We start from the raw sequence: 25,773 nt of genomic DNA on the forward strand, positions 1-25,773 counted from the left end.
GTGAGGGTGCAGGGTAACGCTGGGACCCAACGTTCTCAAGGGTGGTGCGGGATCCGCTCTCCCGGCTTGAAGTAGCGAAACGTGTCCTTCCGAATCTCGCCGAGGAAAATCCGGTGGAGCTCGACCCCGATCCACTTGAGGTTCATGCTCCAGGTCCCCTCTTTGTCGAAACGGCGAACGGCGAACTCCACGACCGGCCGCCGCAGGTAAGCGTAGCGCCCGTAACGCCCGATTCGGAGCGTGTACTCCACGTCCTCGGCCACGAGGATCGAGGTGTCGAATCCCCCGAGCGCTTCGTGTGTCTCCCGCCGCACGAGAATGAATCCTCCGATGGAGTGGGCCCACCCAACTTTCGACGTGAGGTAGAAGTACCAATTCGAGAGGTAGAGGGAGAGCCGGAGGAGCCGACCTCCATGGTCAGGTTTGAACCAGGTCGAGATCCCGTCGAGTCGGCGACGCTCGCATGCCCGCATCGCGATCTCCAAAGCGTCCGGCTCGAGCCCCATGTCGGCGTCCACGAAGAGGATCCACTCCCCTCGGGCCCGCGCGGCCCCCCGATTCCTTCCCTCCGCGGGAAGCCCGCCCGGGACGACCGCACACCCCAGCTCACGGGCCAGATCGGGCGTCCCATCCGTGGAATTCGCATCGGCGACGACGATTTCGAGCGGCGGGATGGCTTGCGCCCGCAAGTCCGCGACAACGCGCGGGAGAGCCGCCGTCTCGTTTTTTGCGGGGATCACCACGGAGACCCGCGGAGCCGCGGGACGCGGGCTCGTCGTGGAGTCGGTCAACCCAACACTCCGGTAACGAGCGCGAGTGCCGCCGCGGTCGCGATCGGAACGGCGAGGTTATCGTCGAGCCCCCACGGCGCCGCCTCCACGAGTGTCACGGCTGTCGCGGCGGCGAGCGCCGGAACGAGCCCCGCGGTGGACCAGAGGATTGCGACCGAAACGATCCAGAAAAGGGAGGATCCGAACACACTCCCCGCCCCGAAACGCCGACGCCCATAACGCCGTCCGAACCAGCTCGCCACCGGATCGGCAAGAGCCAGAACGAGCACCCCCGCTTCCGCGAAGGGGCGCGCGAAGAGGGCGAGCGACAACGCCACTCCCGCGAGATACCAGGTCGAGGACGCCACGCGGCTCCGTTCGCGCGGCGAGGCGAATGCAGGAAGCGCGCGAAAGAAGAGGCGGTTCAGACCCGGAACGTTGAGCCGGGCGATGTCCAGCGCGAGCGCGCCGGCCGCGAGCCCTCCGATCAGGAGCGCCGCCGGCCCGGACTCGATTCCGGAATAGTGAAGGAAGGCCCAGATGACCAGGCCGTTCCCCGCGTGGAAAAGACGCCGGCCGGGCTGGGGACCCGCCGTGCGCTCCACTAGCGGATCGAGCGGGTCGGTCGTCCCTTCGATGCTCGAATTCTCCACTTCTTCCCTCCCTTCCGCGGGAAGCGCTTCGCCCGGTCACACTGCCGCGACGAAGCTGAACGACGGTTTGGACGATATGTCTCCGCATCCGCTCGCGGAAGATGTCCGCACGCCCCGCCGTCAAATGTTTCCAAAGCCCTGTGCGTTCCGAGACACGACCGTTACCGGCGGCTCACCAACCCGTCGCGCGGCACCGGTATCCTCAAGGGGAAAGTCCCGCCCCTAGGGCTCCTGAAAGGAGAATGAGTGCCGAGTGTGTCGCTCCACCTTGCCCTCGCGGACCGGGTCCTCGAACGCTGGCAACTGACGCCCGAGACCGCCCCCTTCGATCCATGGGATTCCACCTCGGTGCGGGCGTTCCACCATGGTGCGATCGGACCCGACCTCGGCTACTTCCCGGGAGGCGAGAGGTTGCTCTCGGATCTCGCACACCGGGTCAGATCCGTGGATCTGACCCGCGCGCTGATTCACGCGGCCGGCTCCTCCACGGAGCGGGCTTTTTCTTGGGGATGGGTCACCCACGTCCTTGCCGACCGTGCGATCCACCCGCTCGTGGGGCGTGGGGTGGGCGAAGTCATGCATGGAGACCCCGACAGGTTCGTGGGCGGACATCACGAGCCGGCGGTCCACCTCCGCGTCGAGATCGGCCTCGACGTGGACTGCCGGCGACGGTACCCGACGCCACCGGTGGGGCGAATGGCACCCGTCTTCGATCCGAATTCGATCCAGTTCCTGAGCGAGACCTACCGGCTCATCTACGGGATCGAATTCGGACGCTGGCCTTTCGTCACGTCTCACCGCGCCGCCGCACGCGTTTCGCGCGGCGCGTTGCTGTTGACGAGTCTCCTCGCCCGGCTTCACCGATCGGGCCCCTTCTCACGCGCCGCCCTCTTGGCGCGAGGAGCATTGCGGCGCGCTCACGATGAGATCGCCGTCCGGCGTGGCCTCGCGACGCTCACTCTCGCTGTCCTGAACCCCGTTCCCCCGTCCAAATGGCTGATGGAGGCCGTGGATGAGGAAGTGCGAATCTTCCCGGCGACCTTCGCGGAGCACTTCGATACTCGCCTCGAAGGCCTCGAAAACTTCGATCTGGACACGGGCCAGCCCGACGTCCCTGGGTTTCCGACACCGGTCGCGCAGGAGATCCTGAGGAAAGTGGAATACTTGGATGCTCTCGAGGGCGAAATCGTCCTCCCTTGGAGCTCCGCGTGACCGACCTCGTTCTCCGCCTCGAACACCTCGACCGCCGGCTCCTCATGGCCCTGGCGACCCGGCGGCGGCCCCGTCTCGACCGCTGGATGAGGGAGATCACCCGCCTGGGGGATCCGGTCGTCATGCTCGCATCGGGTTCGTTGCTGCTCTTCGGGGCCGGCTTGCTCCCGATCCCGCCCGAGGTGGCACGGGAGGCCGCGCTCGGGATCCTCCTCTCGAACCTTTTCGGGCAGCTGGTGAAGCGAAGAGTTGCGAGGGCCCGGCCCATCCTTCCCGTCGGTCTCCACTCCCTCGTCGAGCCTCCGGACCGCTTCTCGTTTCCCTCGGGACATGCCGCGGCCGGCCTCGCCTTGGTCCTTCCGATTTCGCTCTGGCTCGCGCTCCCCTGGGGGCTGCCTCTCCTCGTGATCGGGCTGACCATCGGGGTGTCGCGGGCATACCTCGGGGTCCACTATCCGGGCGACGTGGTCGCCGGTTGGGGGCTCGCCGGTTTCGCAGCCATCCTCCTGAACATTCTGGGCTGACGACGGACTCCGTCTGCACCGGGCGTGGCGCCACAGGCGTCCCCGAGGAACCCCCGGCGCGGGCAGTGGGTTAGGAAGAGTGCCCGGGGGAAACCCGACCCCGAATCCACGCCCCACTCCGCAATCCGATCCGGAGGAGTCATGCTCATCCGCCGCCGAGCCGAAATCCCGTCCTCGGAGATCACCCCTGAGCATGTCTACCTGAACCGGCGAGACTTCATCAGGACGGCGGCTGCCGGAGCGGCCGCGCTCTCCTTCGCCCCGATCGAGGTTCCAGGTTTCGCGCGGCGCGCCGCGGCCCAGGAACCCCGGTATCAGACGCTCACGGACGAGCTCGGTGAACAGGTGAACTCCTTCCGGGAGATTACGACGTATAACAACTTTTTCGAGTTCGGGACGGACAAAGAGGATCCCTACCGGAACTCGGGGTCGTTCAAGCCCCTTCCCTGGACCGTCCGGGTGGACGGGCTCGTGAACAATCCCGGCGACTTCGCCCTCGAAGACTTCCTTGCGCCCCACACGGTCGAGGACCGGGTCTACCGACTCCGCTGCGTCGAAGCCTGGTCCATGGTGATTCCGTGGCGGGGGTTTCCCCTCGCCGAGCTGGTCCAGCGCGCGGATCCCACTCCCGCGGCGCAGTTCGTGGAATTCACCACGATCGTCCGTCCGGCGGAGATGCCGGGTCAACGGGCCTCGATCCTCGACTGGCCCTACATCGAAGGGCTCCGACTCGACGAGGCGCGGCATCCCCTCGCCTTCCTCGTGACCGGCGTCTACGGCGTGGACCTCCCCAATCAGAACGGGGCGCCCCTCCGCCTCGTCGTCCCGTGGAAGTACGGCTTCAAGGGAATCAAGTCCATCGTCCGGATCCGGTTCGTGGAAGAAATGCCTGTGAATACTTGGTGGGCGACGAACCCCAATGAATACGGGTTCTACGCAAACGTGAATCCGCGGGTGGACCACCCCCGTTGGAGTCAGGGGAACGAACGCCGCATCGGGGAGATCCGGCGCCGCGACACCCTGATGTTCAACGGGTACGCGGACGAGGTCGCGTCGCTCTATTCGGGGATGGACCTGACCCGGTGGTTCTGAGCCGGAGAGGTCTTGCCTGATGGCAGGTCGGAAGACGGGCGTCGTCGCGCTCAAGTTCGTCCTTTGGGCGGGTGCGCTCGCGCCCGCCACCTGGATCGTGGCGGGAAGCTTCCTCGGGTGGCTGGGCGTCAATCCGATCGAAAAGGTGACGCACGTCACCGGGATGACGACCCTCGTGCTCCTCCTCGTGACCCTCTCGGTCACGCCCTTCCGCCGGGTCACCGGATGGCACCCCGTGATCGGACTTCGCCGTCCGCTCGGGCTCTTCGCTTTTTTCTACGCATCGGTCCACTTCCTCATCTGGATCGCTCTGGATCTGGGCTTCCGGATGGATTGGGTCTGGGACGACATTCGCGAGCGTCCATACATCACGGTCGGCTTCGCCGCTTTTCTGACCCTGATCCCCCTCGCGATCACTTCGACCAAGGGGTGGATCCGGCGGCTGGGGCGGCGTTGGGGCACGCTGCATCGCCTGGTCTACGTCGCGGCTTCCCTCGGGGCGCTCCACTTTTATTGGCTCGTGAAGGCCGATGTTCGCCTCCCCCTCCTCCTCGCGGGAATTCTCATGATCCTTCTCGCTGCGCGCGTCCCCGGCTGGTTGAGCCAGCGACGCCGCCGCCAGGCGACGGTGAGGGCTCCGGCGACCTCGAGGACCGTCCTCGCACTCTCTCTCGCCGCCTTCGGTTCCACCGTCCCCGGTGGACTCGGTGCGCAGGGCGCGGAAGAACGCATCATCGTCTCCGGGGCATCCGGCCAGCTCGGAGGGCTCGTCGTCGAGCGCCTCCTCGCGCTCGGGGTGGCGCCCGCGCGCCTCATCCTCGTGAGTCGCACTCCCGAGGAGCTCGCGGGCTATGACCGGGAGAGCGGCGTCGCATGGACGATGCTTCCCTATCAGCTCTACATGGATGGGATTCTCGGGCAGGCGACCCGGATGATCGCGGCGGGGCAGGTCGTCGTGCCGCCGGGTGCGGCCCGGACGGCCTATGCAACCCGCGAGGATTGCGCCTTCGCCGCGGCCGCCGTCCTGGCGACACCTGGGCACGAGAACCGGATCTACGAGATCACGGGGTCGGAGCCCATCGGGCCGAGGGGGATCGCCCAGATCGCGAGCGAGATCACCGGACGTCCCATCGAGGTCGTGGAGGGAGGGGTGACCCCGGGCGGCGGCCCGCCAGCGGGATCCTTGGCCACCGTGAGCACAGCCGTCGCCGATCTCACCGGCCGGTCCCCGACGACCGCTCGCGCGTTCTTGGAGGCCAATCGGGACGCTCTTCTCGGGGCCGTCCCCCCGTAACATCCGTTTGCAAGGGTCGTGCAAGACCCCGTTCAGCACCCGAAAGCACGATTGACCTGAGAGCCCGGAGCGTCCTAGCTTCTCAGGAACATGTTTCGGTCCCGGTGCGGCCGGCAGGGTACTCCGGCACGGAGGATTACATGGCGGTTCAGCGAGGTGCGCGGTGAAGCGAGTTCCCGTCAGGCCGGCCCGGTTCGCCGGCGTCTTTGTCGCAGCCTCGCTCACGATCGGCTTTTCGAGCGGGACGGCCGAGGCCCCTGTCATTCCCGGTGGTCCGGAGAGGCCCGAGCGCGCAGCCCCCAGGGTCGCCCTGCAGGCGGGGCACTGGCTCGCCTCCGAAGCGCCGGACGAGCTCCGCCGCCTGCGTTCCAACGGGGCGAACTGGAACGGGCTCCACGAGTCGGAAGTGACCCTCCGGATCGCGGAGCTCGCCGCGGAACGCCTTCGCGCGGCGGGGGTCGAGGTGGAGGTCCTCCCCACGACCGTTCCGCCGAGCTACCAGGCCGACCTCTTCATCTCGATCCACGCGGACGGGAATAACAGCTCGGATGCCAACGGCTTCAGCGTCGCCGCCTCGCGGCGCGACCGCACGGGCAGGGGGAGTGCCTTCGTAGAGATCCTCGCGCAGACCTATCGTGAGGCGACGGGACTTCGCCACCACACCAACGTGACGCGGCGGATGGTGAGTTATTACGCCTTTAACTCGCGCCGCTACGACCACGCGATCCACGACACGACGCCCGGGGTGATCATCGAGACGGGATTCCTGACGAGCCCCAAGGACCGGGCGATCATCGTGGATGCCCCGGAGCGGTCCGCCGAGGGAATCGCGGCGGCCGTCCTTCGTTACCTGGAGATTCCGCCGGCGCCCCCGGCAACGATCGTCGCTCGCTGAGCGGCGGACCCATCCACACTCAAGAGGCACTCCCGTTGCGTTCCGTATTCGTCATGCTCGTACTCGCACTCTCCGTCGCCGGGTGCGGCCTTGGAATCGCGGCGGGGGCCGACTATCGGCCAGGGACCTCCTTCGGCGGATACACGACTTACGCCTGGGACGACGACGCGATTCGCCGGGGCGGCGATGTCCGCCTGGAGAACAACCCCTTCTTCGAAGAGCACCTTTTCGTGGCCGTCGCATCCGCCTTGGAGTCGCGCGGCATCCGCGAGGCTGAGGCGGACCCCGATCTGCTCGTGCACTACCACCTCTCGGTCGAAGACCACATCGAGGTGTACGAGGCGGACCCCGCCTCGGGGTATCCACCGCCCCGGCCCGGAGCCCCACCCGGAACCGAGGTCGTCCAATACGAGGAAGGAACCTTCATCCTGCACTTCGTGGACGCGCGGACTCGCCAGAACCTCTGGATCGGATGGGCTCAGGGGGACATCGGCCGGGCGCTCACGACCTCGCCGGCCATGGAGGAATGGGTCGGCGAGGCCGTCGAGAACATGTTCGAGCTCTTCCCGATGTAGCTTCGGGAGGCCCCCCCGGCTTCCTCAGTTCCCCGCCCCGATACCTTTACGGAAGCGCGAAAACCCAGATCACCCCGCTCCCTTCGGAGAGGTGTGTTCCGGTGAGGGGACCGTAGGTGACCGTCTGGGCGATCCGTCCGCCCGCACCCACGGCGAGGTACTGCTTCCCGCCGACCTGGAAGGTCACCGGTGCGCCCGAGATGTCCCCGTTCAGGCGCGTCTCCCACAACAACTCCCCGGAATCGGCGTCGAGCGCGAAGAACTCGCGGTCCGCCGTCCCCCCGAAGACGATCCCTCCCGCAGTCGCGAGGGCGGAGGCCGTCATCGCGGATCCGCTCGGCGGCTGGTATGCCCACACCCGCTCTCCCGTGGACGGATCGAAGGCGACGAACTCGCCGACGAAGTCGTAACCGGGCGCCAACTTCGGGACCGCCGTGAGGCCGCTGGACAGGGTCCCGGGCCGAACCGCCTGCGCCCGGAAAGAGATGTCCATGCAAGTGTTGTTGACTCCGAGGTAGTAGAGCCCCGTCTCCGGACTGAAGCTCGGCGCGTTCAGGTCGCGACCGCCGTGATAGAACGGGCAGACCTCGAACACCTTTCCGGTCTCCATGTCGGCGGGAACCGGAACGAGAGCCGGATTGAGGATGGGACGCCCCTCGTCGGTCCAGCCGGTCACGAGGTTGTCGACCCCGGTCCGGAAGGCGTGGAGGAATTCGCCGGTGGCGCGATCGAGCACGACCCCCCAGCCGAGCTTGCTCGTCTGGATGAGGGCGCGCCTCGTCTCGCCCCCGATCTCCAGATCCACGAGCATGGCTTCGTATGCGGCCCGGTCCCAGGAGTCCTCGGGGAGGAGCTGGAAGTGCCATGCCAGCGCGCCGGTATCAATGTCGAGCGCCACGATCGAGTTGGTGTAGAGCGCATCCCCGGGGCCCCGGAGGAGCGCCGACCAGGGATAGGGCTGTCCGGTGGGGACGTAGACGAGCCTCAACTCGGGATCGTAGCTGATGGTGTTCCAGGTCGCGCCCCCGAGCGGAGGGACATCGCGCGCCGTCCACGTCTCCCACCCCGGGTCCCCAGGAGCGCCGGGAACGGTGTGAAAGGTCCAGAGGAGCGCTCCGGTCCCGGCATCGTAGGCCCAGAAGGTGCCCCGCGCTCCCAAATCCCCTCCGGAGTGACCCAGGAGGACTTTCCCCTCCACGATCAGCGGGGGATGGGAGTGTCCCATCGCGGCGTGATAGTCCCCGGTCTGGACCTCCCAGATCTGTTCCCCCGTGCGCGCGTCGAGCGCGACGAGGTAAGAGTCGGCGGTCCCCCAATAGATCCGATCCCCGTAAACCGCGACGCCTCGGTGTTTTCCAAAGGCCTGCGAACCCCGAATGTCGTCGGGATAGGGGCGCTCGTGGATCCAGGCGACATCCCCGTTGGCCGCTTCGAAGGCGAGGACACGCCCGGATCCCTCCGCGACGTACAAAAGCCCGTTCGCCACGATCGGGGTCGGGACCCACCGATTGTTGTCGTTCACGGAGTAAGCCCATACGAGGCGGAGCTCGTCCACGTTCGAGCGATCGATCTCGTCGAGCGGGCTGAAGCCGGTCACGTCGTAGCTCCTGCGGTAGCTCATCCAATCCCCGTCTTCGGGATCGAGCAGGCGCTCGGCGGTCACCGGCTCCCAGGCCGGGAGCGTGGACTGGGCGGGCAGCGGCGAGCTGGCGACGAGGAAGAGCCCCGTAAGGGCGAGGGGAAGGAGGCGCCAGAGGCGCATGGCGCGGGGCTCCACGACGAGGGACCGGGTCGCCGTCAGCGCGTGACGGTGACCGTGACGTTTTCGTAGGTGAAGAGCGCCCCGTCGCTCGCGATCCCGCGCAGCACGTATTCCCCCGGCTCCGTAAAGGTCGCGGTCGCGGTCCATCGGCTTCCCGCGGGCGGCTCGGGAATTCCCCACGGGGGCGACCAGGGGGAGTTGGAGTAGACCCGGGTGTCCGTCCAGGTCTTCATCTGGATGGGATCGAAGGTCACGTTCGTGGCCCGTCCCCGGTACACGGACCAGGAAAAGCGGAGCCCGGGCCCGCTCATCGAGACCACCGACGAGGGCGGATTGTAGAGGGCCTCCGAAGTGGCGGGCGGGTTCGCCCCCCGCCCGGAGCGCGCCGGGATGTTGTCCGGGTCGTTCGCGACCACGGCGAGCTCGAGGGGCTCGCCCACACGCACCGTGCGACGGAGCTCGCCTTCCACGGAAAGCTCCGGAGGGATGTTCGTCCGGAGCGCGTCGCTCAGGCTGCCGAAAGCGCCGCCGATCTCGGTCGAGATCACATGCGGATCGATCCGGTAGTCCGGCTTGAGCGATCCGAAGGCTCGGAGCGTCGTGCCCTGCGTCTGGAGCGTCCAGACGAGCTCGGCGTCTCCAAAATCCGACGGGACCTCGATGGTGAAGAGGAAGGGATTGCGTCGGGGATAGAAGTGGGTCGGCTGCCCCTGGTCCGCCACGTTCGGATCATAGGCGGTCCGCTCGGTGTCGTCGAGTCCACCGGGCTCCGTAAAGGTGAAGTAGTTCTCGCGTCCGACCGGGATGTCGAACTCCTCCTCCCAGTTCGTGTTCATGTAGCCGTAGAAGAGGGTGTACGAACCGTCCTGGTTCGGCCACCACCCCTCATAAGCCGGGGAGACGGCCTGCCCGCGCAGGTACATGAAGCGCGTCTGCGCTTCCACCTCCGTCGCGAACAGCGCACCCACGAGAAGGATGAAAACGAGGGCGGCTCGAGCGCGCCGTCCTCCAAGCTTTCCGGTCCGCAGTCCACGCCCCATCAGTTCACTCCCGCCGCCGCGGTCGCCGGAGGCTCGACCACGGGCGCCCAGCAGAGCGGACATCCGACGTCGTATTCGTTCCGGTCGCGCATTCTCGAGCGCCGCTCCGCCATCTCCCGTTGGAACTGCTCTTCGGTGAGTTGCACCGAATAACCCAGGTCAATGAACATGTTTGCGACGGAGCGCCGCCCGCCACCCGCCCAATTCCGCGAGTCCGCCACGTTCGGGTTCTCGCCCGTCGTATCGAGGAAGCCGATGATGTGGAGGATCGTCCCCTTGGGGAGGAGCGGGGCCGCCTCGTCGTCGTAGATGTACTGCTTCACCCAGTTGTGGTCGTAGCCGACGCAGTTCAGGGTGAACTGGTTGTGCCCCCAGATCGCCTCCATGCACATGCGCACTCCCGGCGCATGAAGGTGCGGTTCGAAGGCGATGATCTTGGTGTGCTCCTGGAGCACCACGTACGAGTGGAACTCCTGTCCCGCCTGGTCCGGGCGGACATCAATGTCGATTCCGTTTCCGAGGAGGGGGCCCTGGCGCCGGTACTCCGGCTCATAGCCGACTGGGAAAAACCTGAAGCCGAATTCGAGATGTCCCCTCGACTCGCGCCCGTTCGGATGAAGGTGTGCCTGGCCGAGGCTCAGGGCGGAGTTCGCCGCGAGGAGCCGGCCGGCGCGCTCCGGGAAGAGGTCGGCGTTCCTCCCGACCTCGTGGATCGGGAACCGGGTTCCTCCGGCGACGTCGGTCCCATCCGCGTTGAGACGCCCGGCCGTGTACGTCATGTGGTGGAAGATGTAGCGCCCGCCCACCGTATTCGACTCGTTGCCGGCGGGAATGTCGTTCACTTCGCGCACCTCCACCGCCTGCACGTACCGATCCTCCGTGAGGCCGGTGGGGACGAGCCCGAGATCGCCCCACCAGTCGGGGCCGACCGCCGGAACCGTCACGTCGCGGGAGCGGACGATCAGATCCGGCTCGCCGATCGTCCACACGTCGTCGTCCACGAATTCGAGGGGGGGCGGAAGATCGGCCGGGTTCCCCTGTGGGGCTCCATTCGCCACCCAGGTCTGGATGAGGGCGAGCTCCTCGTCGCTCAGCGAAGGATCGTCCTTGAACGCGGTGATTCCGATCTCCTTTTCGACGAAGAAGGGGGGCATCGCCCCCATGCGGTCCCGGATCGCCGTCCGCTCCACGATCACGGGCGCCCAGGGGCGCACCTCGTCGTAGGTCAACAGCGACATCGGGCCGCCACCGCCGGGGCGGTGGCAGTTCTGGCAACTCCGCTGGAGAATCGGTGCGATGTCCCGCGAGAAGCTGACCCCTTCGGGGTCGATTCCGAACTCCTCGGCGGTGAAGTAGTGCGGCTCGTGGTTCGCGACGCTTCCGTCGTGGCTTTGCGCGCCGACCGCCGCGGGCCCGAAGAGCGCCCCTGCCGTAACGGCGCATGCCCAGCGTCTAACCTTCATCGCGCCCCCCAAGATTGGTCGAAAGCTCGCCCGGCGATCTTGATATTCCCCACTCGAAGGAATATGCTGGCCTTTCCCCCGAAGCAAGCCAATTCCCCGCGCGGAGGTGCTAGGATGATCCGGAATCGTGGAAGGGCGTCACAGATCGGAATCGCACTTTCCCTCGTGGCCGCCGGAACCCTGGGCCTCGTTCTCCTCCCGGTCCCCCGGGAGTCCGGGGCCCTGCAGAGCAACTTCATGGGAGGAAGCCCGAGCATCCTCGACGCGGAAGGGCTAACGGTCCTACGGCTTCGGTTTCCCGCAGGGGTCCGTTCCAATTGGCACACGCATGCCGACGGGCAACTCCTGATGATCGAGGAGGGCCGCGGCCGCACCCAGGTCCGTGGGGGCGTCGTGGAAGAAGTGGGCCCCGGCCAGCCCTGGTACACGGGCCCGGGGATCGAGCACTGGCACGGCGCCGCCCCCGACTCGGACGTCGCCCAATGGACCGTGTACAACGGCCAGGTGACCTGGTTGGATCCCGTCACCGACGAGCAGTACCGGGTTGCCCCTGGCCAGCGGTAATCGATCGGACAGAGCGCCCATCCGCGCCCTCAGACTTCGAAATCCAGCTCAGGCGGTGTCCAGCGTGCGCGAGTCCCTCCGCGCCCCAGGGCTCGTTTTCGCGTTCGTCCTCTCCGCGTCGGGGTGTGCCGGAGGGGCTGCGGAGCCGGGCGTCGCGCCCGCGGCTGGCCCGCAGGTCGCAGCCCCCCGGGAATCCTCACCCGCGCCCTTCGATCCCACCGGGATCCGATGGTCCGCCCGCCCCGTCCCCGTGCCCGCCGCCTTCCAGGCGGCGATCGAAGCCGGGACTCGCACGTCGGTCGGGACCCCCGGTCCCAACTATTGGACGCAGCGGGTGGACTATCGCATCGACGCCACCCTCGATCCCGTGACCGCGCGCCTCACCGGATCGGAGGTCATCACCTACCGGAACGAATCACCGACCGAGGTCGGTCTCGTCATCCTCCACCTCTATCAGAACCTTTTCTCCGAAGGGGTGGAGCGGACGCGGCAGGTCCCGGTGACCAGCGGGATCACCGTCGGGCGGGTGGCCGTGGGTGGTCGCGAGTTTCAGCTCTCGCCGACCCGCCGGGCCGGCGCCTACATCGTGCAGGGGACCTTGATGGGGGTGTATTTTGAGGATCCCATCCCCCCGAACGGTGCGATCGAGCTCGAGGTGGATTGGAACTTCGAGGTTCCGCCGCAGGGGGCCCCGCGCCAGGGCCACATCGAAAATCGCCTCTTCAACGTGGCGCAGTGGTATCCGCAGGTCGCAGTCTTCGACGACCTCCGGGGGTGGGACACCTGGCCCTACCTGGGGAACGGCGAGTTCTACCTGGAATACGGCGACTTCGACGTCTCCCTCACCCTTCCGGAGGGGTGGCTCGCCGGGGCCTCGGGAACGCTCCAGAATCCCGAAGAGGTCCTGACCGAAACGGTGCGGTCGCGGCTCGCCACCGCCCTCCAGAGCGACGTGGTGGTCCACATCGTCACGGAGGCCGGGAGAGGAGCGGGAACCGCGACTCTATCCGAGCCCGACGGCACGCTCACCTGGCGCTTCAAGGCCAACGGGGTCCGTGACTTCGCCTTCGCGGCTTCCGGCGATTACGTCTGGGATGCGACGCGCGCGCATTCCCCCGGCGCGGACGGTGACGGTGCGGCCGAGATCGTGGAAGTGCACTCCTTTTACCGGCCCGAGACGGAATCGTGGACGGAATCGGCGGAATACATCCAACACGCCCTGACCTTTCACGCGGAGCGGTGGCACCCCTATCCCTGGCCGCAGATGACGGGGGCCGAGGGACCGGTGGGTGGAATGGAGTATCCGATGCTCACCTTCGTGGCCGCCTTCCCCCAGGCGCGGGACGTCTACGAGACACTCAACCACGAGATCGGACACATGTGGTTTCCGATGATGGTCGGCTCGAACGAGGCCTCTTATCCGTGGATGGACGAAGGACTGACGACGTACATCGAGGCCTATGCGACCGGAGATTTCTTCGGCGAGCCGGACTCCTGGAGGCGGGACCAGGACGCGTACACGAACGTGGCGGGCGCGGACTTCGAGACCCCCATCATGCGGCACGCGGATCTCCACGGCTCCACAGGCACTTACGGAGAGGCTGCGTACTGGAAACCGGCCACACTGCTTCGCGCGCTCGAGGGTCTGATCGGGCGTGAGGCCGTGTGGGAGGCGCTCCAGCGCTACAACTCCGCCTGGATCTACGGCCACCCCGACCCCATGGACTTCTTCAACGCGGTCGAGGCGGTTGCGGGGCGCGACCTGGACTGGTTCTGGCATCCCTTCTGGTATGAGACGGCGGCCCTCGACCAGGCCGTCGAAGCGGTCGAGATGGTTTCGACGCCGTCCGGGTCACGGGGGGTCCGCGTCACCATCGCGGACCTGGGAGAAGCGCCCATGCCGGCGATCGTCGAGGTAGGGATCGCCGGAGGCGCACTGCGGGAAACCATCCCCGTGGAGGTCTGGCTCCAGGGGGCCCGTCGCCACGAGCTCTACTTCGAGCTTCCCGCGGACGCTGCGCTCGAACGGGTCGAAGTGGATCCCGAGGGGATCTTTCCCGACGCGGACCGGACGAACAACGCCTGGGAGCGTTAGAGACCGACTGAGGAACCTCCGGGCCGCGGAGACGGAAATCCGGTTCGCGGGGTGACTCCGAGGCGAAGTTCCTTCCGTAGTCTTTTCGCAAACAGATGGCTTCTGGAAGCAAGTTCCTGGGACTTCCGTCCCCTTCCGGGCATTCGTGAGGTGTTGCGCCGCTTCGACGCGCCGGTTCAGCACTCCAGTCGCGCCGCCCTCCGCGGCCTCCCACACCCCTCGATCGCCCGAATTGCCCCGTCAAGCGGGGGAAACTGGCATGATCCCTGCCTCTCAGGACCGCACGAAACGACCTGCGTAACCGCGCCACGCCGCCCCCTGGCGGAGCGGCGTCCTGGGTCCGTGCATGATGTACGGGAAAGAATCGAGGACCTCACCATGGCAAGACCGGTCAGACGTGACGTTAGGGATCGGAGACGCGAGCCCCGGATCCGCCGACTCGCTCGAAGCGTGGGCGGCCAGAGTCTTGTGGAGTTCGTCCTCGCGATCCCGGTCTTCCTCGTCATGATGTCCGGAATGTTCGAGTTCAGCCGGTACTATATCCACCGGCTCACGATTCGGAACGCGGTGGCCGAGGGCACCCGTTACGCGACGACCGGCAACTTCCAGATCGACGAAGAATCGGGCGATGCGATCGACCGCGCCACCTCGATCCGCAACACCATTCTGGAGCACACATCGCGATTCGGCGTGACCTCGGGGGACATCATCATCACCCCGGAAGACGGGGGAGCCCCGGAAGAAGTCGTGACGGTCCGACTGAACTACGAATATGAAGTCGCGATGCCGTTGATGGAGCATGTGCTTGGCACCGGGCTCTTCGACTTCCAGGTGTCCACCTCGATGCGTAACGAGCCCTTCTTCAATTGAGAACTTCCGTGAAACCTTCCAATGCACGGTTCGATTCAGGGATTCGCGGACGGTCTGGGCCGCGCCGACGCCGGACCATGGGCCGGTGGGCTTTCGGCTCCGCTCGCCGCCTTGCGCGAGAGGAGTCGGGACAGGACCTGGTCGAACTCGTCATGGTCACGCCTCTACTCTGCCTCGTAGTCTTCGGGATTCTCGAGTTCGGAAACATCCTCGACTCCCAACAGGCGGTCTCCTACCTCACCCGTGAAGGCGCCAGCATGGCCTCGCGCGGCGTATCCATGCCGGCGGTCCTCAACGCGACGCTCGACAACGGATCCGGGATCCAGTTGGAGGAAAGGGGGGGTCTCGTTTTGAGCCGGCTCGTCGTCGGGGACGGCGTCCCCAACGTCGAGGAACAGATCGCGAGCATTGGATATGAAAGCGCCAGTCGGCTGGGCATGGTGGGCGACGAGCTGGACGAGTTGACCGACATCACGATGGCCGACGGCGCCAACATCTACGTCCTCGAAATCTTTTATACACGTCCGACCCTCACTCCCGTCATGGCATTCCTGTCTGTCATGGTGCCGGACGTCCTTTACGATCGAGCCATCTTCTGATCCCTGAACCCAGGGGAGTGAGCGATCCATGAGACCGAACACCGTTCGGCCGTCGAATCGTAGGATTCCGGTGCAGGCACGCGCCCTAATCGCCGACGAGAGGGGCGCGATCCTCCTGATGGTTGCGATCCTCGGAGTCGTCATTGCGGGGCTCACCGGAATGGTCATGGACCTCGGCCTCGCCTATGTGAATCGCGCACAGATGTCTCGGGCGGTTGATGCCGGCTCCCTCGCCGGCGCACGGACACTCCGGAGCGGCGAGGACGTGGCGCGCGACCAGGCGCTCGCGCTCGCGGCCGTGAACGGGGTGAGCCAAGGAGACGGAACTTCCCTCCAAGTCCTTTTCGCAACGAATGCCGAGGGGGAAAGCACCGTCGAAATGATCGCGAGCCGTCCGATGCCCACGATCTTTCTCCGAGCCGTCGGATTAAACGAACTCCTGATCGCGTCGTCCGCGATGGCCGCAGTGCCGCCCGTGGACCTCGTCCTGGTCCTCGACCAGTCGGGGTCGCTCGCGGCGAACGGCGCTTGGGACGACCTCCAAGACGCTGCGATCGCCTTCATCGAGCATTTCGACGACGACATCGATCAAGTGGGGTTGGTCTCTTTCGCGCTCCGTGCCACCAACCGGTTCTCGATCGGCCACGGCTTCACGACCACGATCGAGAACCGGATCAACGCGATGACCTCGGCCGGGGACACGAACGCCGGAGAAGGTCTCCGCTTCGCGCTCGGTCAACTCAGCCTCCCCAACGTGCGCGACCGCTCGGTGAAGGTCGTGGTTTTTTTCACTGACGGACGTCCCACGGCCTTCCGGGGAGCGCTCGGAAACAACGGACCCATCAACGGAGGTTCCGCTTTGGGCCCATTCACCTCCGCGACCCCCGGCGTCGAAGACCGAATCATGGCCGTCTACACGACGGGAAATCTGGTTCGCGGCTACTTCAACAATCCGGACGCCCTTCCATCCAACTCGATTCCGAACCCGAACGGGTGCCAAAACGTCTCGAGTTGTTGGGGATGGGACGAGGACGAGGTTCGCGAGAAGGGGAGGGACGCGGGGCTCGAGGTCGCGGACGTGGTCCGTGGCCAGGACATCCTCATCTACAGCATCGGACTCGGGAACCCGAACGCGGGCGATCCCCTCCTCGTGCCCGACATGAACTACCTCAAGCTGATCGCGAACGAAGGCGGGATCAGCGACGAGGACCAGCCCGCCGGACGCGCGTACTTCGCCCCTTCCCCGGCGGAGCTCCAAGCGGTCTTCAATCAGGTCGCGCAGGATCTACTGGTACGGCTGGCACGGTAAAGGCAGGGGGGCAGAGAAGCGTCCCGATCCTGAATGAGCCGGCTGGGGATCGAACCCAGGACCTACGGATTAAAAGACCACCGGCCACGATCTTCACTCCGATGGCCGGCGTCGAAATCTACGTATCTGAGGACGATCTAATCGGTTACTTCGATCAGGCCATCGCGTCCTGGCAGCGATTAGCCTCGATGATGGCCGAGGGGAAGCAGGTCTCGGACATGGCTTGCCCCACGGAAGCACGCTGTTCTTAGACGCTCAATGAGCGGACAGCACTGAGGCCCCTGGACGAATCCAGTCGCACTCGGGGAGACACCGCGATGGGAGCGGGTCTTGAGGGAAGGTCTTCCCGCTCGCGAAGACGCTTGGAGAGACGCCGGCGGATCCTGCGATGCGTGTGTTTCAGCTCCTCGGGCCGCAGCTCATGTTCCCAGAATCGCCACACTGCGAATCCAGCGTTTCGGAGGAGCCTTCGGTTCTTCCCGTCCCGTTTCACGTTGCGTGCAAGCTTCGGCTCCCAGTAGTCGCGGTTGGATTCCGGAACACTCCCGTGCTCGGGGCAGAGGTGAAAGAAGCAGCCATCCACAAACAGCGCCAGCCAGAGCGACGGAATTAGCAGGTCAGGCTTTCCCGGCAGCGTGGCCACGTTCCGCTCAATGCGCCATCGATGGTCCAGCTCGCCTCGCACGGCTTCGTATAGCCGGTTCTCGGGGATAGTACCGCTACTTCGGATGGCCGACATGATGCGACTCCGTCCCTCTGAGCTCACATGGTCAGTCATCGTCAGTTGTACCTCCATCGCCATCTCAGGACCTCCTCGCTTACAGCCGGCGGGAGGGCCAGGGGTCCTGCGAGACCTCCGTAGCTCGGGCTGGCACCTGCAAGTTCAGATAGATGCACCGCTCTCTCGGGTGAGATCCGAATGTGCCCAGCGTCGAAGAGAGTGTGAACGTCTGACCTCAAGCACAGGCCGTTTCCGGGATCGTCGCCGCCGCCATACTTCACCGGAATTATGTGGGCGGCGATCAGCACGTCCGGAATGGTCTCGCCCGTCAGAACACATCGGCTCTCGAAAGACCGCAGCACCTCTCGCCGAAAGGCTTGCTGCCCAGGGCGGCGGATCACCTCTATCGTAATGCGAACGCGATCGACGAAGAGAGGGCGACCACTCTCTCGCAGCCCCGTCAACGCATCCTCATACGAAGACCCGGCCACTCTAGCCTCGACTACCTCCCTCACCTCCGCCAGTCGGTCTTCCGAGAGCCAGTAAGTAGTTGTGTAACGGGTAGATCCCTTTTCTCGATTCAGGTACCCCCAGTGGCTAAGAAACCGCAAGAACTCATCAGCCATCCTCGGATCGTTGTCTTCTGGGACGCAGTCGGGCCACGCAGACAAGTCGAGATCGCCGCGGCGCTTGGCTTCGATCGCCGCCACGTAGTCGTCCAGTTCCGCCTTCGCCCCCGCGAGCGGGATCACTACCCGGACCAACTCCTCAAGCGCCAGATAAGCCTCTCCGGGATTGCCGGCTTCCCGCATGGCGAGGATGATCTCCAGGATTAGTAGGAGCGGCCGAATCTCGAGGTGGGCATCTCGCCACCCGGACCAATCGACCCCGCTAAGATGCGGATTCGGAAGCGTGAACGATTGAACGACGACGGCGGCAAACTCGGCGCGAGAAATCGCACCGTCGGCAACCCGCTGCCCGAAATCAGTTAGTTCGATTACTCCCGGTCGCGGCCCCAGAAGGTTGAGGGCCTTCCAGTAGATTCCCGAGTTCCGGAGGACGTTCCGCTCCTTGCCCCTGACCAATGTCGCCGGCGTTTCGACTCTCGGAGCGATCTCCTCTTGCACTCTCTTCAGGGCTTCGCGGAACTCGGACGAGCTCTTCCTCATGCCTTGGCAGTCGCGCATCGCCCGGAGGCCGCCCAGTATCATGGCGGGCTCGTTGAAGCCTTCGGTGGGCGTGAGCTCAGCCCAACGCCACTTGTATCCGTCGAAAGGCTTCCTGGGTGGCGCGGGAACGCCGGACATTCAGAGCAGGGAAGGCTGGATAGGGTGCTCAGCCTCAAGCCTCGATCCATGGGCGATGGCGCTCTCCGACGACCCCGATGCGCAGTCGAGAATTGAGGCGGCCACGGCCCGAGCGAGCGGCGGAGGCACAGCGTTCGCAATTTGCCGGTAGGCTGAGGTCCGTGTGCCGGCGAAGGCGAACCAATCTGGAAAACCCTGTATCCTCGCGGCCTCCCTGGGGGAAATACGGCGGTGATTGTCCGGATGATGCAGGACTACGACTCCACCGCGATCATCCCCCCGTGCCGTCAACGTTGGCGAGGGCATCGCAGGATTGATTCGACGGTGACCGAGGTAGCCATTGAACCGCAGCTTGTAGCGCGAGTAGCCGTCGTGGTTCGGCAAGTCATGCTCGGCATCCGGCTCCGGCACGTCCGCCAGCGCATCCCCCACCCCGATCCAGGGCGACAGACCCAGGGCAGCCGCCTCACTTGAGTCAGCGTGAGTGCGCACTGGAGGAAAGGCGCTCAGGTCGCAAGCAACGTCCTCCCTGGCTCCAAGCAGGAACACTCTCTGCCGGGACTGCGGCACTCCGTAATCTGCCGCGTTGAGCAGCGAATAGGCCACTGTGTAACCGACCTTGGCAAAATCGGCCAGAATCTCTTGAAAGACGACTCCGTCGGCGAGGCTCAGGATACCCTTGACGTTCTCGGCCAAGAAGAACTGCGGCCGGATGTTTCGAAGGATGCGCACGAACTCCAGATAGAGCTTGTTTCGACCATCCTCGCTTGACCTGGTAATGTTAGCGACCGAAAACCCCTGGCACGGAAATCCTCCGATTATCACGTCCCCGTGAGGGACGGAACTGGCCTCAACTCCTGCCAGGTCGGCAAGGACAATGTGGTCGCTAATGTTCTTCCGGTAGGACTCGACCGCATCCGCGTAGCTGTCCACTGCCCATACGAGATCAAAGCCCGCCTGGCGGAAGCCGAGGTCGAGTCCGCCAGCTCCGGAAAACAGCGACACTGCCTTCACTTCGCCACCCCGGCACACTCCTTGGCCTCGGATGCGTCCTGTTCCATACGAGGGATACCTTCAGCGAGACGAGCAGCGAACACGGGAGGCACTGCGTTGCCCACCTGCCGGTACATGGAGTTGAGCGACCCGAAGAATTGGAAGTCGAGCGGAAAAGACTGAACGATTGCGGACTCTCGCACCGATAGCCTCCTGTGATGCCTCGGATGAGCGAGTGCGCAGACGCCGCCACCCCCATCGCCACGGGCGAGGATTGTGGGAGACGGCTTGTTCGGATCTGTCCTTCGATGCCCGGTGAAATTCCGGTCAGTCACCTTGTACTGAGAACTTACGTGGTTGAGAAGGTCGTGATGCTCTTCGGGGTCAGGAATGTCCCGCAGCGCCTCACCAATGGTAACCCAGGACTTCCGAAGAAGCGTTGCTTCTCTTGCATGGGTCGGACTCGGCATCCGTAGAATTTCATCGATGTCGTGCCGAGTGCCCAGAAAGAACACGCGACGACGCGATTGCGGAACCCCGAAGTCGGCCAGGTTCACGAGATGGTGGGAGACCCTGTACCCGCAATCCTTGAAGTCTTGAAGTATCATTTCGACGACCTTGCCCCCATCAAGGCTCAGGATCCCCCGAACGTTCTCCGCGACAAAGTACGGCGGCTGCTTTTCTCTGAGAACTCGCACGAACTCAAGGTAGAGACGGTTCCGCGAATCTTCGGGAGAACGCTTCAGATTCGCTCGGGAAAATCCCTGGCAAGGAAACCCTCCGATGATGATCTCCCCATCCGGGATTTCTGATTCGGGAAGCTCAGAGATGTCCCCGAGGACAACATGGTCTCCCAAGTTGAACCGATAGGTGTCAACGCAGTCGGCATCGACGTCGTTCGCCCAGGCCAACTCGTGGCCCGCGATCCGGAAACCCAGGTCCATCCCACCAGCTCCGGAGAAAAGGGAAATAACGCGACTCATCTTCGATTGCCTCGGAATGGAACTCAAGAATCTTGGCCGGCGGAGCGATCTGAACGGGGCCGTCGCCATGCACCATGAGAAGAGCTCGGGCCATGCGTCAAGTTAACAGCTCGGCCCGTTTGGAAGTCCGGTCCATCAACATCGTAGGTCATGAAGTTGGGCCGGCGTATAGCAGCTTGACTCACGGGCAGCCGCTCCCTGACCCGCCCTTGATCCCTCGGCTGCAGCACGCGCCGGCCAACCCGACCGTGTCTGCACTGTCACTGCACTCGCGCAGATATGCGTCGATCTGGCCCGAACTCCTACTCAGTCATCTTATTGTCACATCTTAGGTTATCCAATGAGCCGGCTGGGGATCGAACCCAGGACCTACGGATTAAAAGTCCGTTGCTCTACCAACTGAGCTACCGGCTCCAACGATACGCTAGCACTTACCTCAACCCGCGCGCTGCACTCCGCCCCGTCTGCTACCCCACCCACTGACCGTTCGGTTACCCCTCGAGCCCCATCGTGAGTTGGGCCCCGAAAGTCGTGCGGTGGTGCGGCGAACGCCCGCATTCCGAGATCGCCCGAAGGTGCCCCGGCGTCCCATACCCCATGTTTCGCTCCCATCCGTAGGCAGGATACCGCCGCGCCAGACGGCACATCAGGCGGTCGCGGCTCACCTTCGCGACGATGGAGGCGCACGAGATCGAATGTACGATCCCGTCCCCTCCCACGACCGCTTCGTGCTCCCACTCCACTCCTCTCACCGGGAGCCCGTCCACGACAATGTGCGCGGGATCCCGACCCAGCGCCCGGAGGGCACGTCCCATCGCCACCGACGTCGCGCGCAGGATGTTGAGCGCATCGATCTCCCGAACCGAAGCCGCACCGACCCCGATGGCGAGCGCCCCGGCGAGGATCTCTTCGTACAAGCTCTCCCGCCGGGCCGCTCCGAGCGTCTTCGAGTCCGTGGCGCCCTCGACCCAGCATCCCTCCGGAAGAATGACCGCCGCGGCCACGACCGGCCCGGCCAGCGGACCGCGCCCCGCTTCGTCCACCCCCGCCACCCACGAAAGACCGCGGCCCCAGAACCACTTCTCATACGCGAGAGGGTCCAGGGGCCGTGATCCGTCCAGATCGGACGGAGGGGACGAAGGCTTCGGCTCCATGCCGATGCGGTTCAGCCGGTCCGCTTCTCCTGGATCCGGGCGGCGCGTCCGCGCAGCCCGCGCAGGTAATAGAGCTTGGCGCGGCGCACCCGTCCCTGGCGTACGACCTCGATCCCTTTCACGAACGGCGACTGGAGGGGGAAAATCCGCTCCACGCCGACCCCGGCCGAGATCTTCCGGACGGTGAACGACTCGCGCATCCCGCCGCCGCGCCGACCAAGACAGACACCTTCGAAGGCCTGGATTCGCTCCTTGTCGCCTTCACGGACGCGGTACAGGACGCGAACCGTGTCGCCGGGCGAGAAGTCCGGGATATCGTCCCGGAGCGCTTCCTGATCGAGTTCTCTCAGTAGATCGGCCATGGCCGCCTCCCTCCGGGTACGTCCACCCCGGGGCCACGCCCGCGCCCCTTCCGTGGAATAGACGCGTAGTATAACGCGCGCCTTCAAACGGGTGAAGCCCCGGAAGCGGCACCAAATTCGAGGGTTGGCCCCCTCGGGGGAGTGACATGCCGCACCTGCGCGGCCCGCTCCAGCGGACGCCGGATCTTACTTACGACTCTTCCTCGGCCTCGTGGCGCGCCCAGAGGTCCGGACGCCTCGCCCGGGTCATCGCCTCCGCGAGCTCCCGTCGGAAGGCCTGGATCCGGGCGTGGTCTCCTTCCCTGAGGACGGGGGGAACGGCGTGCCCCCGGTACTCGGCCGGGCGGGTCCACGACGGAGGGCTCAGGAGCGATCCATCGTAGAACGAATCCGTGGAAGCGGATTCATGATCCCCGAGGACGCCGGGAAGGAGCCGCACGACCGCGTCGGTGACGGCGAGGGCCGCGATCTCCCCCCCCGACAGAACAAAATCCCCGAGGGACAGCTCCTCGGTCGCCAGATGCTCGGCCACCCGCTGATCCACATCCTTGTAGTGGCCGCAGAGGAGGGTGAGCTCGGGCTGGACGGAGAACCGTACCGCATCTTCGTGCCGGAAGGCCTTTCCGCGGGGGGAGAGGAGGACGACAGGGCCCGCCGGCGCCAGCGCTTCCACCGCTTCGAAGAAGGGCTCGGGCTTCAAGACCATCCCGGCACCCCCTCCGTACGGGACGTCGTCCACCGTCCGATGCCGGTCGTGGGTGAACTCCCGGAGGTCCACGATCCGGTACGCGACGGCCCCGGCTTCCCTCGCGCGCCCCGGAATGCTCAACGAGAGGGAGTGCGCGAAAAAATCGGGGAAGATCGTGACGATGTTGATCCGCACGGGGCACCTCGCCCGTCAGGGAATCCGCGGCCTCGCTGGCGTCAGAGGTCGAGGAGCCCGGCCGGTGGATTGATGACCAGCTTCCCCTCTTCGAGCTCCCACCCGGAGACGATCTCACGGGTGAAGGGAATCAGGTGCTCCCCGTTGGGCCCTTCGACCGCCAGGAGGTCGGCGGGGCGCAGAGCGTAAACTTCACGCACGCGCCCGACCTCTTCCCCATCCGTGGTCACGACCGTCATCCCGAGGAGCTGATGGTAAAAGAGCTCTCCTTCGGCGAGGGGCTCGATCTCGTCGAAGGGGCGGAGGAGGTAGCGGTCGCGGAGAACCTCCGCCGCCTCCCTGTCCGCGATCCCCTCGAAGAGAATGAGGAAGCCGCGGCGAAATGGCCGGACCGATGAGGTGCGCACGGGGGCGAATTCGGGGTCCGGCAGCTCCCCCTTGGGATCCGAGACGTAGAGCCGAACCCCCGGAGCGAAGGTGGTCTCCGCACGATCGGTCAGGGGCCAAACAAAAAGCTCACCCTTCGTCCCGTGCGGCTTGCTGAAGTGTCCCACGACGACGAAGTCGGGGTCCTGCGCGGGGCGCTCCCCTGCCGGCGTCACGGCGAATGAAGGGGGCGGCGATCAGGCGTCGCCGCTTTCCTCTTCGGGCTTCGCACCTTCCTCCGCCGCCGCCGCACCACTCTCGCTCACCGCGGTCGCAGCCGCTGCGGCTTCAGCTTCGGCCGCCGTTGCAGCTGCGGCTGCGGCCTCGGTTGCCGCTGCGGCTTCCGCTTCGGCGGCCTTCTGCGCCTTGACCTTCTCGGCTTCCTCCCTGCGGCGCGTCGCGACGGCTTCGGCCTTCTTCGCCTTCTCCTCGTCGGCCTTCACTTCGCCCACCGCGAGAGAGTCGTCCCCCCCGATCCGTGCCTTCCGAATGAGCGAGCCCACCGTATCCGACGGGACGGCGCCCTGCGCGATCCAGTAGTCCACGCGCTCGAGGTCCAGGACCAGCCGTGCGGGCTGATTCAGCGGCTTGTAATACCCGATGCTCTCTACGAACCGCCCTTCGCGGGGCGCGGTGCGGTCGGTCACCACCACCCGGTAGTGCGGCGTCTTTTTCCGGCCCATGCGCCGGAGGCGAATTCTTACGGCCATGGCTCCTTCCCGTCGGCGTTCAGTTGCGCCCGCCGAAGGCGGGGCTCCCAGGTCCAAACTGTTTCATCATCTTCTGCATCTCTTTGAATTGCTTCATCAGCCGGTTCACTTCCGCAACCGACCTCCCACTTCCCTTGGCGATCCTCGCGCGCCGCGACCCATTCAGGATCTCGGGGCGCCGCCGCTCTTCGGGCGTCATCGAAAGGATGATCGCTTCGACATGTTTCATCCGCTTCGGATCCATCGCCACGTTCGGGATCTTCTTCCCGATCCCGGGAACGAGCTTCAGGAGCTGCTCCAGCGGCCCCATCTTCTGGATCTGCGAGAGGGCGGAGAGAAAGTCTTCCAGAGTGAAGCGCCCCTTCGAGAGCACCCTTTCCTGAAGCTTCTCCGCCTCCTCCAGATCCATCGTTCGTTGGGCCCGCTCCACGAGCCCGACCACGTCGCCCTTCTGGAGGATCCGGTCCGCGAGCCTCCGCGGGTCCGCGCGGTCCAGATCGTCCGGCCCTTCCCCGACCCCCACGAATTTGATCGGCTTCCCTACCACTCCCCGGATGGAAAGGGCCGCACCGCCCCGCGCATCCCCGTCCAGCTTGGTGAGGATGATCCCCGTCAGCGTGAGGGCTTCGTCGAAACCCTGCGCGATCTTCACGGCTTCCTGTCCCGTCATCGCGTCGGCCACGAGGAGGATTTCCTGAGGCGAGAGTGCCGCCTTGATCCGGCGAAGCTCCTGCATCATCGGCTCGTCAATCTGGAGCCGCCCCGCCGTGTCCACGATCAGGACCGCCTTCCCCGCCTCCTTCGCTCGCCGGTAGGCCTCCTGGGCCACCGCGACGGGGTCCTCCCCCGCACTCCCCGCATGCACTTCCACCCCGATTCCTTCGCCCAACGTCCGGAGCTGCTCGACCGCCGCCGGCCGAACCAGGTCGCAGGCCGCGAGGACCGGCTCCCTTCCCTCCCGAAGAAAACGCCGCGCCAACTTTCCGGCGGTCGTCGTTTTCCCCGACCCCTGAAGACCCACGAGCACGACTACCGTCGGCGGCCGCTCGGCCCACTCCATCCTGGGTGGCTCCCCCCCGAGGAGCGCCGCCAGCTCGTCGTGGACGATCTTCACGACCTGCTGTCCCGGCGAAACCGACCGGAGGACCCCTTCGCCCAGGGCCCGCTCCTGTACGCGGGCCAGGAACTCGCGGGTGACCCCGAAGTTCACGTCCGCCTCGAGGAGGACCCGCCGCACTTCGCGGAGCCCGTCCCGAATCATCGGCTCCGTGAGGACCCCTCGCTGCCTCAGGCGGCCGAGGACGGAATCCAGCTTGTCACTCAGCTCGTCGAACATGCGCGAACGGTCTCCCCCTTGACCACGCCGGCGGCCCGGCAAAAGCCGCAGAGCTTAACAAGATAGCCCGCGAAAGGGGGGAAGTGAAGGATCCGGGAGATCTCCGGGAGGGGACCTGGCCAGGGGACCGGAAGGCTTCCGATGGGGGCGGGAAAGTGCTTGGCCCGGCGGACGCCGTGTC

General features: G+C 65.7%; 25 protein-coding genes and 2 tRNA genes. 11 read left to right on the forward strand and 16 right to left on the reverse strand.

Annotated elements, in window-relative coordinates; translation table 11 throughout:
* Nucleotides 1-35: 35 nt before the first annotated feature.
* Both WEG36_05055 and WEG36_05060 read right to left on the reverse strand, forming a co-directional pair.
* The gene (locus tag WEG36_05055) at nt 36-791 is read right to left on the reverse strand and encodes a glycosyltransferase (protein ID MEX1256969.1); all 756 of its coding nucleotides are present in this window, start codon (nt 789-791) and stop codon (nt 36-38) included.
* Nucleotides 788-1,423 carry a hypothetical protein gene (locus WEG36_05060; protein ID MEX1256970.1) on the reverse strand — a complete coding sequence of 212 codons (636 nt, stop codon included), beginning with the start codon at nt 1,421-1,423 and terminating at the stop codon, nt 788-790. Before WEG36_05060 ends, WEG36_05055 begins: the two co-directional genes overlap by 4 nt.
* 246 nt (nt 1,424-1,669) lie before the next feature.
* On the opposite strand from WEG36_05060, the gene WEG36_05065 reads away from it, so the two are divergent.
* The 6 genes from WEG36_05065 (at nt 1,670) to WEG36_05090 (ending at nt 7,015) form a co-directional block, all read left to right on the forward strand.
* Nucleotides 1,670-2,635, forward strand: a complete 966-nt coding sequence (locus tag WEG36_05065; GenBank protein MEX1256971.1) for a zinc dependent phospholipase C family protein — start codon at nt 1,670-1,672, stop codon at nt 2,633-2,635.
* The gene (locus WEG36_05070) at nt 2,632-3,159 is read left to right on the forward strand and encodes a phosphatase PAP2 family protein (GenBank protein ID MEX1256972.1); all 528 of its coding nucleotides are present in this window, start codon (nt 2,632-2,634) and stop codon (nt 3,157-3,159) included. The genes WEG36_05065 and WEG36_05070 overlap by 4 nt, the downstream gene beginning before the upstream one ends.
* A 141-nt stretch (nt 3,160-3,300) precedes the next feature.
* Nucleotides 3,301-4,251: a protein-methionine-sulfoxide reductase catalytic subunit MsrP gene (gene msrP / locus WEG36_05075; protein MEX1256973.1), complete on the forward strand. Its 951-nt coding sequence runs from the start codon at nt 3,301-3,303 to the stop codon at nt 4,249-4,251.
* 19 nt (nt 4,252-4,270) lie between these two features.
* Nucleotides 4,271-5,545 (forward strand): ferric reductase-like transmembrane domain-containing protein, encoded by a 1,275-nt coding sequence (locus WEG36_05080; protein ID MEX1256974.1) that lies wholly within the window; start codon nt 4,271-4,273, stop codon nt 5,543-5,545.
* 163 nt (nt 5,546-5,708) lie between these two features.
* Nucleotides 5,709-6,440, forward strand: a complete 732-nt coding sequence (locus WEG36_05085) for an N-acetylmuramoyl-L-alanine amidase (protein ID MEX1256975.1) — start codon at nt 5,709-5,711, stop codon at nt 6,438-6,440.
* A 35-nt stretch (nt 6,441-6,475) separates the two neighbouring features.
* A complete protein-coding gene (locus WEG36_05090) occupies nt 6,476-7,015 on the forward strand; it encodes a DUF4136 domain-containing protein (protein ID MEX1256976.1) in 540 nt (179 codons plus the stop codon).
* Between the two features lie 46 nt (nt 7,016-7,061).
* On the opposite strand, the gene WEG36_05095 is transcribed toward WEG36_05090, so the two are convergent.
* Genes WEG36_05095 through WEG36_05105 form a run of 3 tightly spaced genes read right to left on the reverse strand, consistent with a single transcriptional unit; the run spans nt 7,062 to nt 11,280 of the window.
* A complete protein-coding gene (locus WEG36_05095; GenBank protein MEX1256977.1) occupies nt 7,062-8,777 on the reverse strand; it encodes a PQQ-binding-like beta-propeller repeat protein in 1,716 nt (571 codons plus the stop codon).
* Nucleotides 8,778-8,812: 35 nt separating this feature from the next.
* Nucleotides 8,813-9,817, reverse strand: a complete 1,005-nt coding sequence (locus tag WEG36_05100) for a hypothetical protein (protein MEX1256978.1) — start codon at nt 9,815-9,817, stop codon at nt 8,813-8,815.
* A complete protein-coding gene (locus tag WEG36_05105) occupies nt 9,817-11,280 on the reverse strand; it encodes a cytochrome c (protein ID MEX1256979.1) in 1,464 nt (487 codons plus the stop codon). Before WEG36_05105 ends, WEG36_05100 begins: the two co-directional genes overlap by 1 nt.
* 114 nt (nt 11,281-11,394) lie before the next feature.
* On the opposite strand from WEG36_05105, the gene WEG36_05110 reads away from it, so the two are divergent.
* From WEG36_05110 to WEG36_05130, 5 genes are all read left to right on the forward strand, one after another.
* Complete coding sequence (locus WEG36_05110; protein MEX1256980.1) at nt 11,395-11,844, forward strand: cupin domain-containing protein; 450 nt, start codon at nt 11,395-11,397, stop codon at nt 11,842-11,844.
* 64 nt (nt 11,845-11,908) lie between these two features.
* Nucleotides 11,909-13,939: a M1 family metallopeptidase gene (locus WEG36_05115; protein ID MEX1256981.1), complete on the forward strand. Its 2,031-nt coding sequence runs from the start codon at nt 11,909-11,911 to the stop codon at nt 13,937-13,939.
* 468 nt (nt 13,940-14,407) lie between these two features.
* Nucleotides 14,408-14,809: a TadE family protein gene (locus tag WEG36_05120; protein ID MEX1256982.1), complete on the forward strand. Its 402-nt coding sequence runs from the start codon at nt 14,408-14,410 to the stop codon at nt 14,807-14,809.
* A 77-nt stretch (nt 14,810-14,886) separates the two neighbouring features.
* Nucleotides 14,887-15,408 (forward strand): TadE family protein, encoded by a 522-nt coding sequence (locus WEG36_05125; GenBank protein ID MEX1256983.1) that lies wholly within the window; start codon nt 14,887-14,889, stop codon nt 15,406-15,408.
* A 28-nt stretch (nt 15,409-15,436) separates the two neighbouring features.
* A complete protein-coding gene (locus WEG36_05130) occupies nt 15,437-16,717 on the forward strand; it encodes a TadE/TadG family type IV pilus assembly protein (protein ID MEX1256984.1) in 1,281 nt (426 codons plus the stop codon).
* A 34-nt stretch (nt 16,718-16,751) separates the two neighbouring features.
* Here WEG36_05130 and WEG36_05135 read toward each other — a convergent pair.
* From WEG36_05135 to ffh, 11 genes are all read right to left on the reverse strand, one after another.
* Nucleotides 16,752-16,816: transfer RNA gene (locus WEG36_05135), tRNA-Ser, on the reverse strand.
* 681 nt (nt 16,817-17,497) lie between these two features.
* Complete coding sequence (locus WEG36_05140) at nt 17,498-18,649, reverse strand: HNH endonuclease signature motif containing protein (protein MEX1256985.1); 1,152 nt, start codon at nt 18,647-18,649, stop codon at nt 17,498-17,500.
* Between the two features lie 96 nt (nt 18,650-18,745).
* Nucleotides 18,746-19,759 (reverse strand): DNA cytosine methyltransferase, encoded by a 1,014-nt coding sequence (locus WEG36_05145; protein MEX1256986.1) that lies wholly within the window; start codon nt 19,757-19,759, stop codon nt 18,746-18,748.
* Nucleotides 19,756-20,721, reverse strand: a complete 966-nt coding sequence (locus WEG36_05150; protein MEX1256987.1) for a DNA cytosine methyltransferase — start codon at nt 20,719-20,721, stop codon at nt 19,756-19,758. Before WEG36_05150 ends, WEG36_05145 begins: the two co-directional genes overlap by 4 nt.
* 341 nt (nt 20,722-21,062) lie before the next feature.
* Nucleotides 21,063-21,135, reverse strand: a tRNA-Lys gene (locus tag WEG36_05155).
* Between the two features lie 77 nt (nt 21,136-21,212).
* Nucleotides 21,213-21,875: a ribonuclease HII gene (locus WEG36_05160; GenBank protein ID MEX1256988.1), complete on the reverse strand. Its 663-nt coding sequence runs from the start codon at nt 21,873-21,875 to the stop codon at nt 21,213-21,215.
* Nucleotides 21,876-21,886: 11 nt separating this feature from the next.
* Entirely contained in the window at nt 21,887-22,237 is a 351-nt protein-coding gene (gene rplS, locus WEG36_05165) for a 50S ribosomal protein L19 (protein MEX1256989.1), read from the reverse strand.
* A 190-nt stretch (nt 22,238-22,427) separates the two neighbouring features.
* Complete coding sequence (gene trmD / locus WEG36_05170) at nt 22,428-23,120, reverse strand: tRNA (guanosine(37)-N1)-methyltransferase TrmD (GenBank protein ID MEX1256990.1); 693 nt, start codon at nt 23,118-23,120, stop codon at nt 22,428-22,430.
* Between the two features lie 41 nt (nt 23,121-23,161).
* Complete coding sequence (gene rimM / locus WEG36_05175) at nt 23,162-23,722, reverse strand: ribosome maturation factor RimM (protein MEX1256991.1); 561 nt, start codon at nt 23,720-23,722, stop codon at nt 23,162-23,164.
* Nucleotides 23,723-23,743: 21 nt separating this feature from the next.
* Nucleotides 23,744-24,256, reverse strand: a complete 513-nt coding sequence (rpsP, locus tag WEG36_05180) for a 30S ribosomal protein S16 (protein ID MEX1256992.1) — start codon at nt 24,254-24,256, stop codon at nt 23,744-23,746.
* A gap of 19 nt (nt 24,257-24,275) precedes the next feature.
* Nucleotides 24,276-25,592, reverse strand: a complete 1,317-nt coding sequence (ffh, locus tag WEG36_05185) for a signal recognition particle protein (GenBank protein ID MEX1256993.1) — start codon at nt 25,590-25,592, stop codon at nt 24,276-24,278.
* Nucleotides 25,593-25,773 lie beyond the last annotated feature (181 nt).

It is taken from the genome of Gemmatimonadota bacterium (assembly GCA_040882465.1).
GTDB lineage: Bacteria > Gemmatimonadota > Gemmatimonadetes > Longimicrobiales > Gaopeijiaceae > JBBEBG01.

What these genes read in the sequence shown, in the direction of transcription:
- msrP (MEX1256973.1), top strand. Translation starts at nt 3,301, where the DNA reads ATGCTCATCCGCCGCCGAGCCGAAATCCCGTCCTCGGAGATCACCCCT.
- WEG36_05080 (MEX1256974.1), top strand. Translation starts at nt 4,271, where the DNA reads ATGGCAGGTCGGAAGACGGGCGTCGTCGCGCTCAAGTTCGTCCTTTGG.
- WEG36_05095 (MEX1256977.1), bottom strand. Translation starts at nt 8,777, where the DNA reads ATGCGCCTCTGGCGCCTCCTTCCCCTCGCCCTTACGGGGCTCTTCCTC.
- WEG36_05100 (MEX1256978.1), bottom strand. Translation starts at nt 9,817, where the DNA reads ATGGGGCGTGGACTGCGGACCGGAAAGCTTGGAGGACGGCGCGCTCGA.
- WEG36_05105 (MEX1256979.1), bottom strand. Translation starts at nt 11,280, where the DNA reads ATGAAGGTTAGACGCTGGGCATGCGCCGTTACGGCAGGGGCGCTCTTC.
- WEG36_05110 (MEX1256980.1), top strand. Translation starts at nt 11,395, where the DNA reads ATGATCCGGAATCGTGGAAGGGCGTCACAGATCGGAATCGCACTTTCC.
- WEG36_05125 (MEX1256983.1), top strand. Translation starts at nt 14,887, where the DNA reads ATGGGCCGGTGGGCTTTCGGCTCCGCTCGCCGCCTTGCGCGAGAGGAG.
- WEG36_05130 (MEX1256984.1), top strand. Translation starts at nt 15,437, where the DNA reads ATGAGACCGAACACCGTTCGGCCGTCGAATCGTAGGATTCCGGTGCAG.
- WEG36_05140 (MEX1256985.1), bottom strand. Translation starts at nt 18,649, where the DNA reads ATGATACTGGGCGGCCTCCGGGCGATGCGCGACTGCCAAGGCATGAGG.
- WEG36_05150 (MEX1256987.1), bottom strand. Translation starts at nt 20,721, where the DNA reads ATGAGTCGCGTTATTTCCCTTTTCTCCGGAGCTGGTGGGATGGACCTG.
- WEG36_05160 (MEX1256988.1), bottom strand. Translation starts at nt 21,875, where the DNA reads ATGGAGCCGAAGCCTTCGTCCCCTCCGTCCGATCTGGACGGATCACGG.
- rplS (MEX1256989.1), bottom strand. Translation starts at nt 22,237, where the DNA reads ATGGCCGATCTACTGAGAGAACTCGATCAGGAAGCGCTCCGGGACGAT.
- rpsP (MEX1256992.1), bottom strand. Translation starts at nt 24,256, where the DNA reads ATGGCCGTAAGAATTCGCCTCCGGCGCATGGGCCGGAAAAAGACGCCG.
- ffh (MEX1256993.1), bottom strand. Translation starts at nt 25,592, where the DNA reads ATGTTCGACGAGCTGAGTGACAAGCTGGATTCCGTCCTCGGCCGCCTG.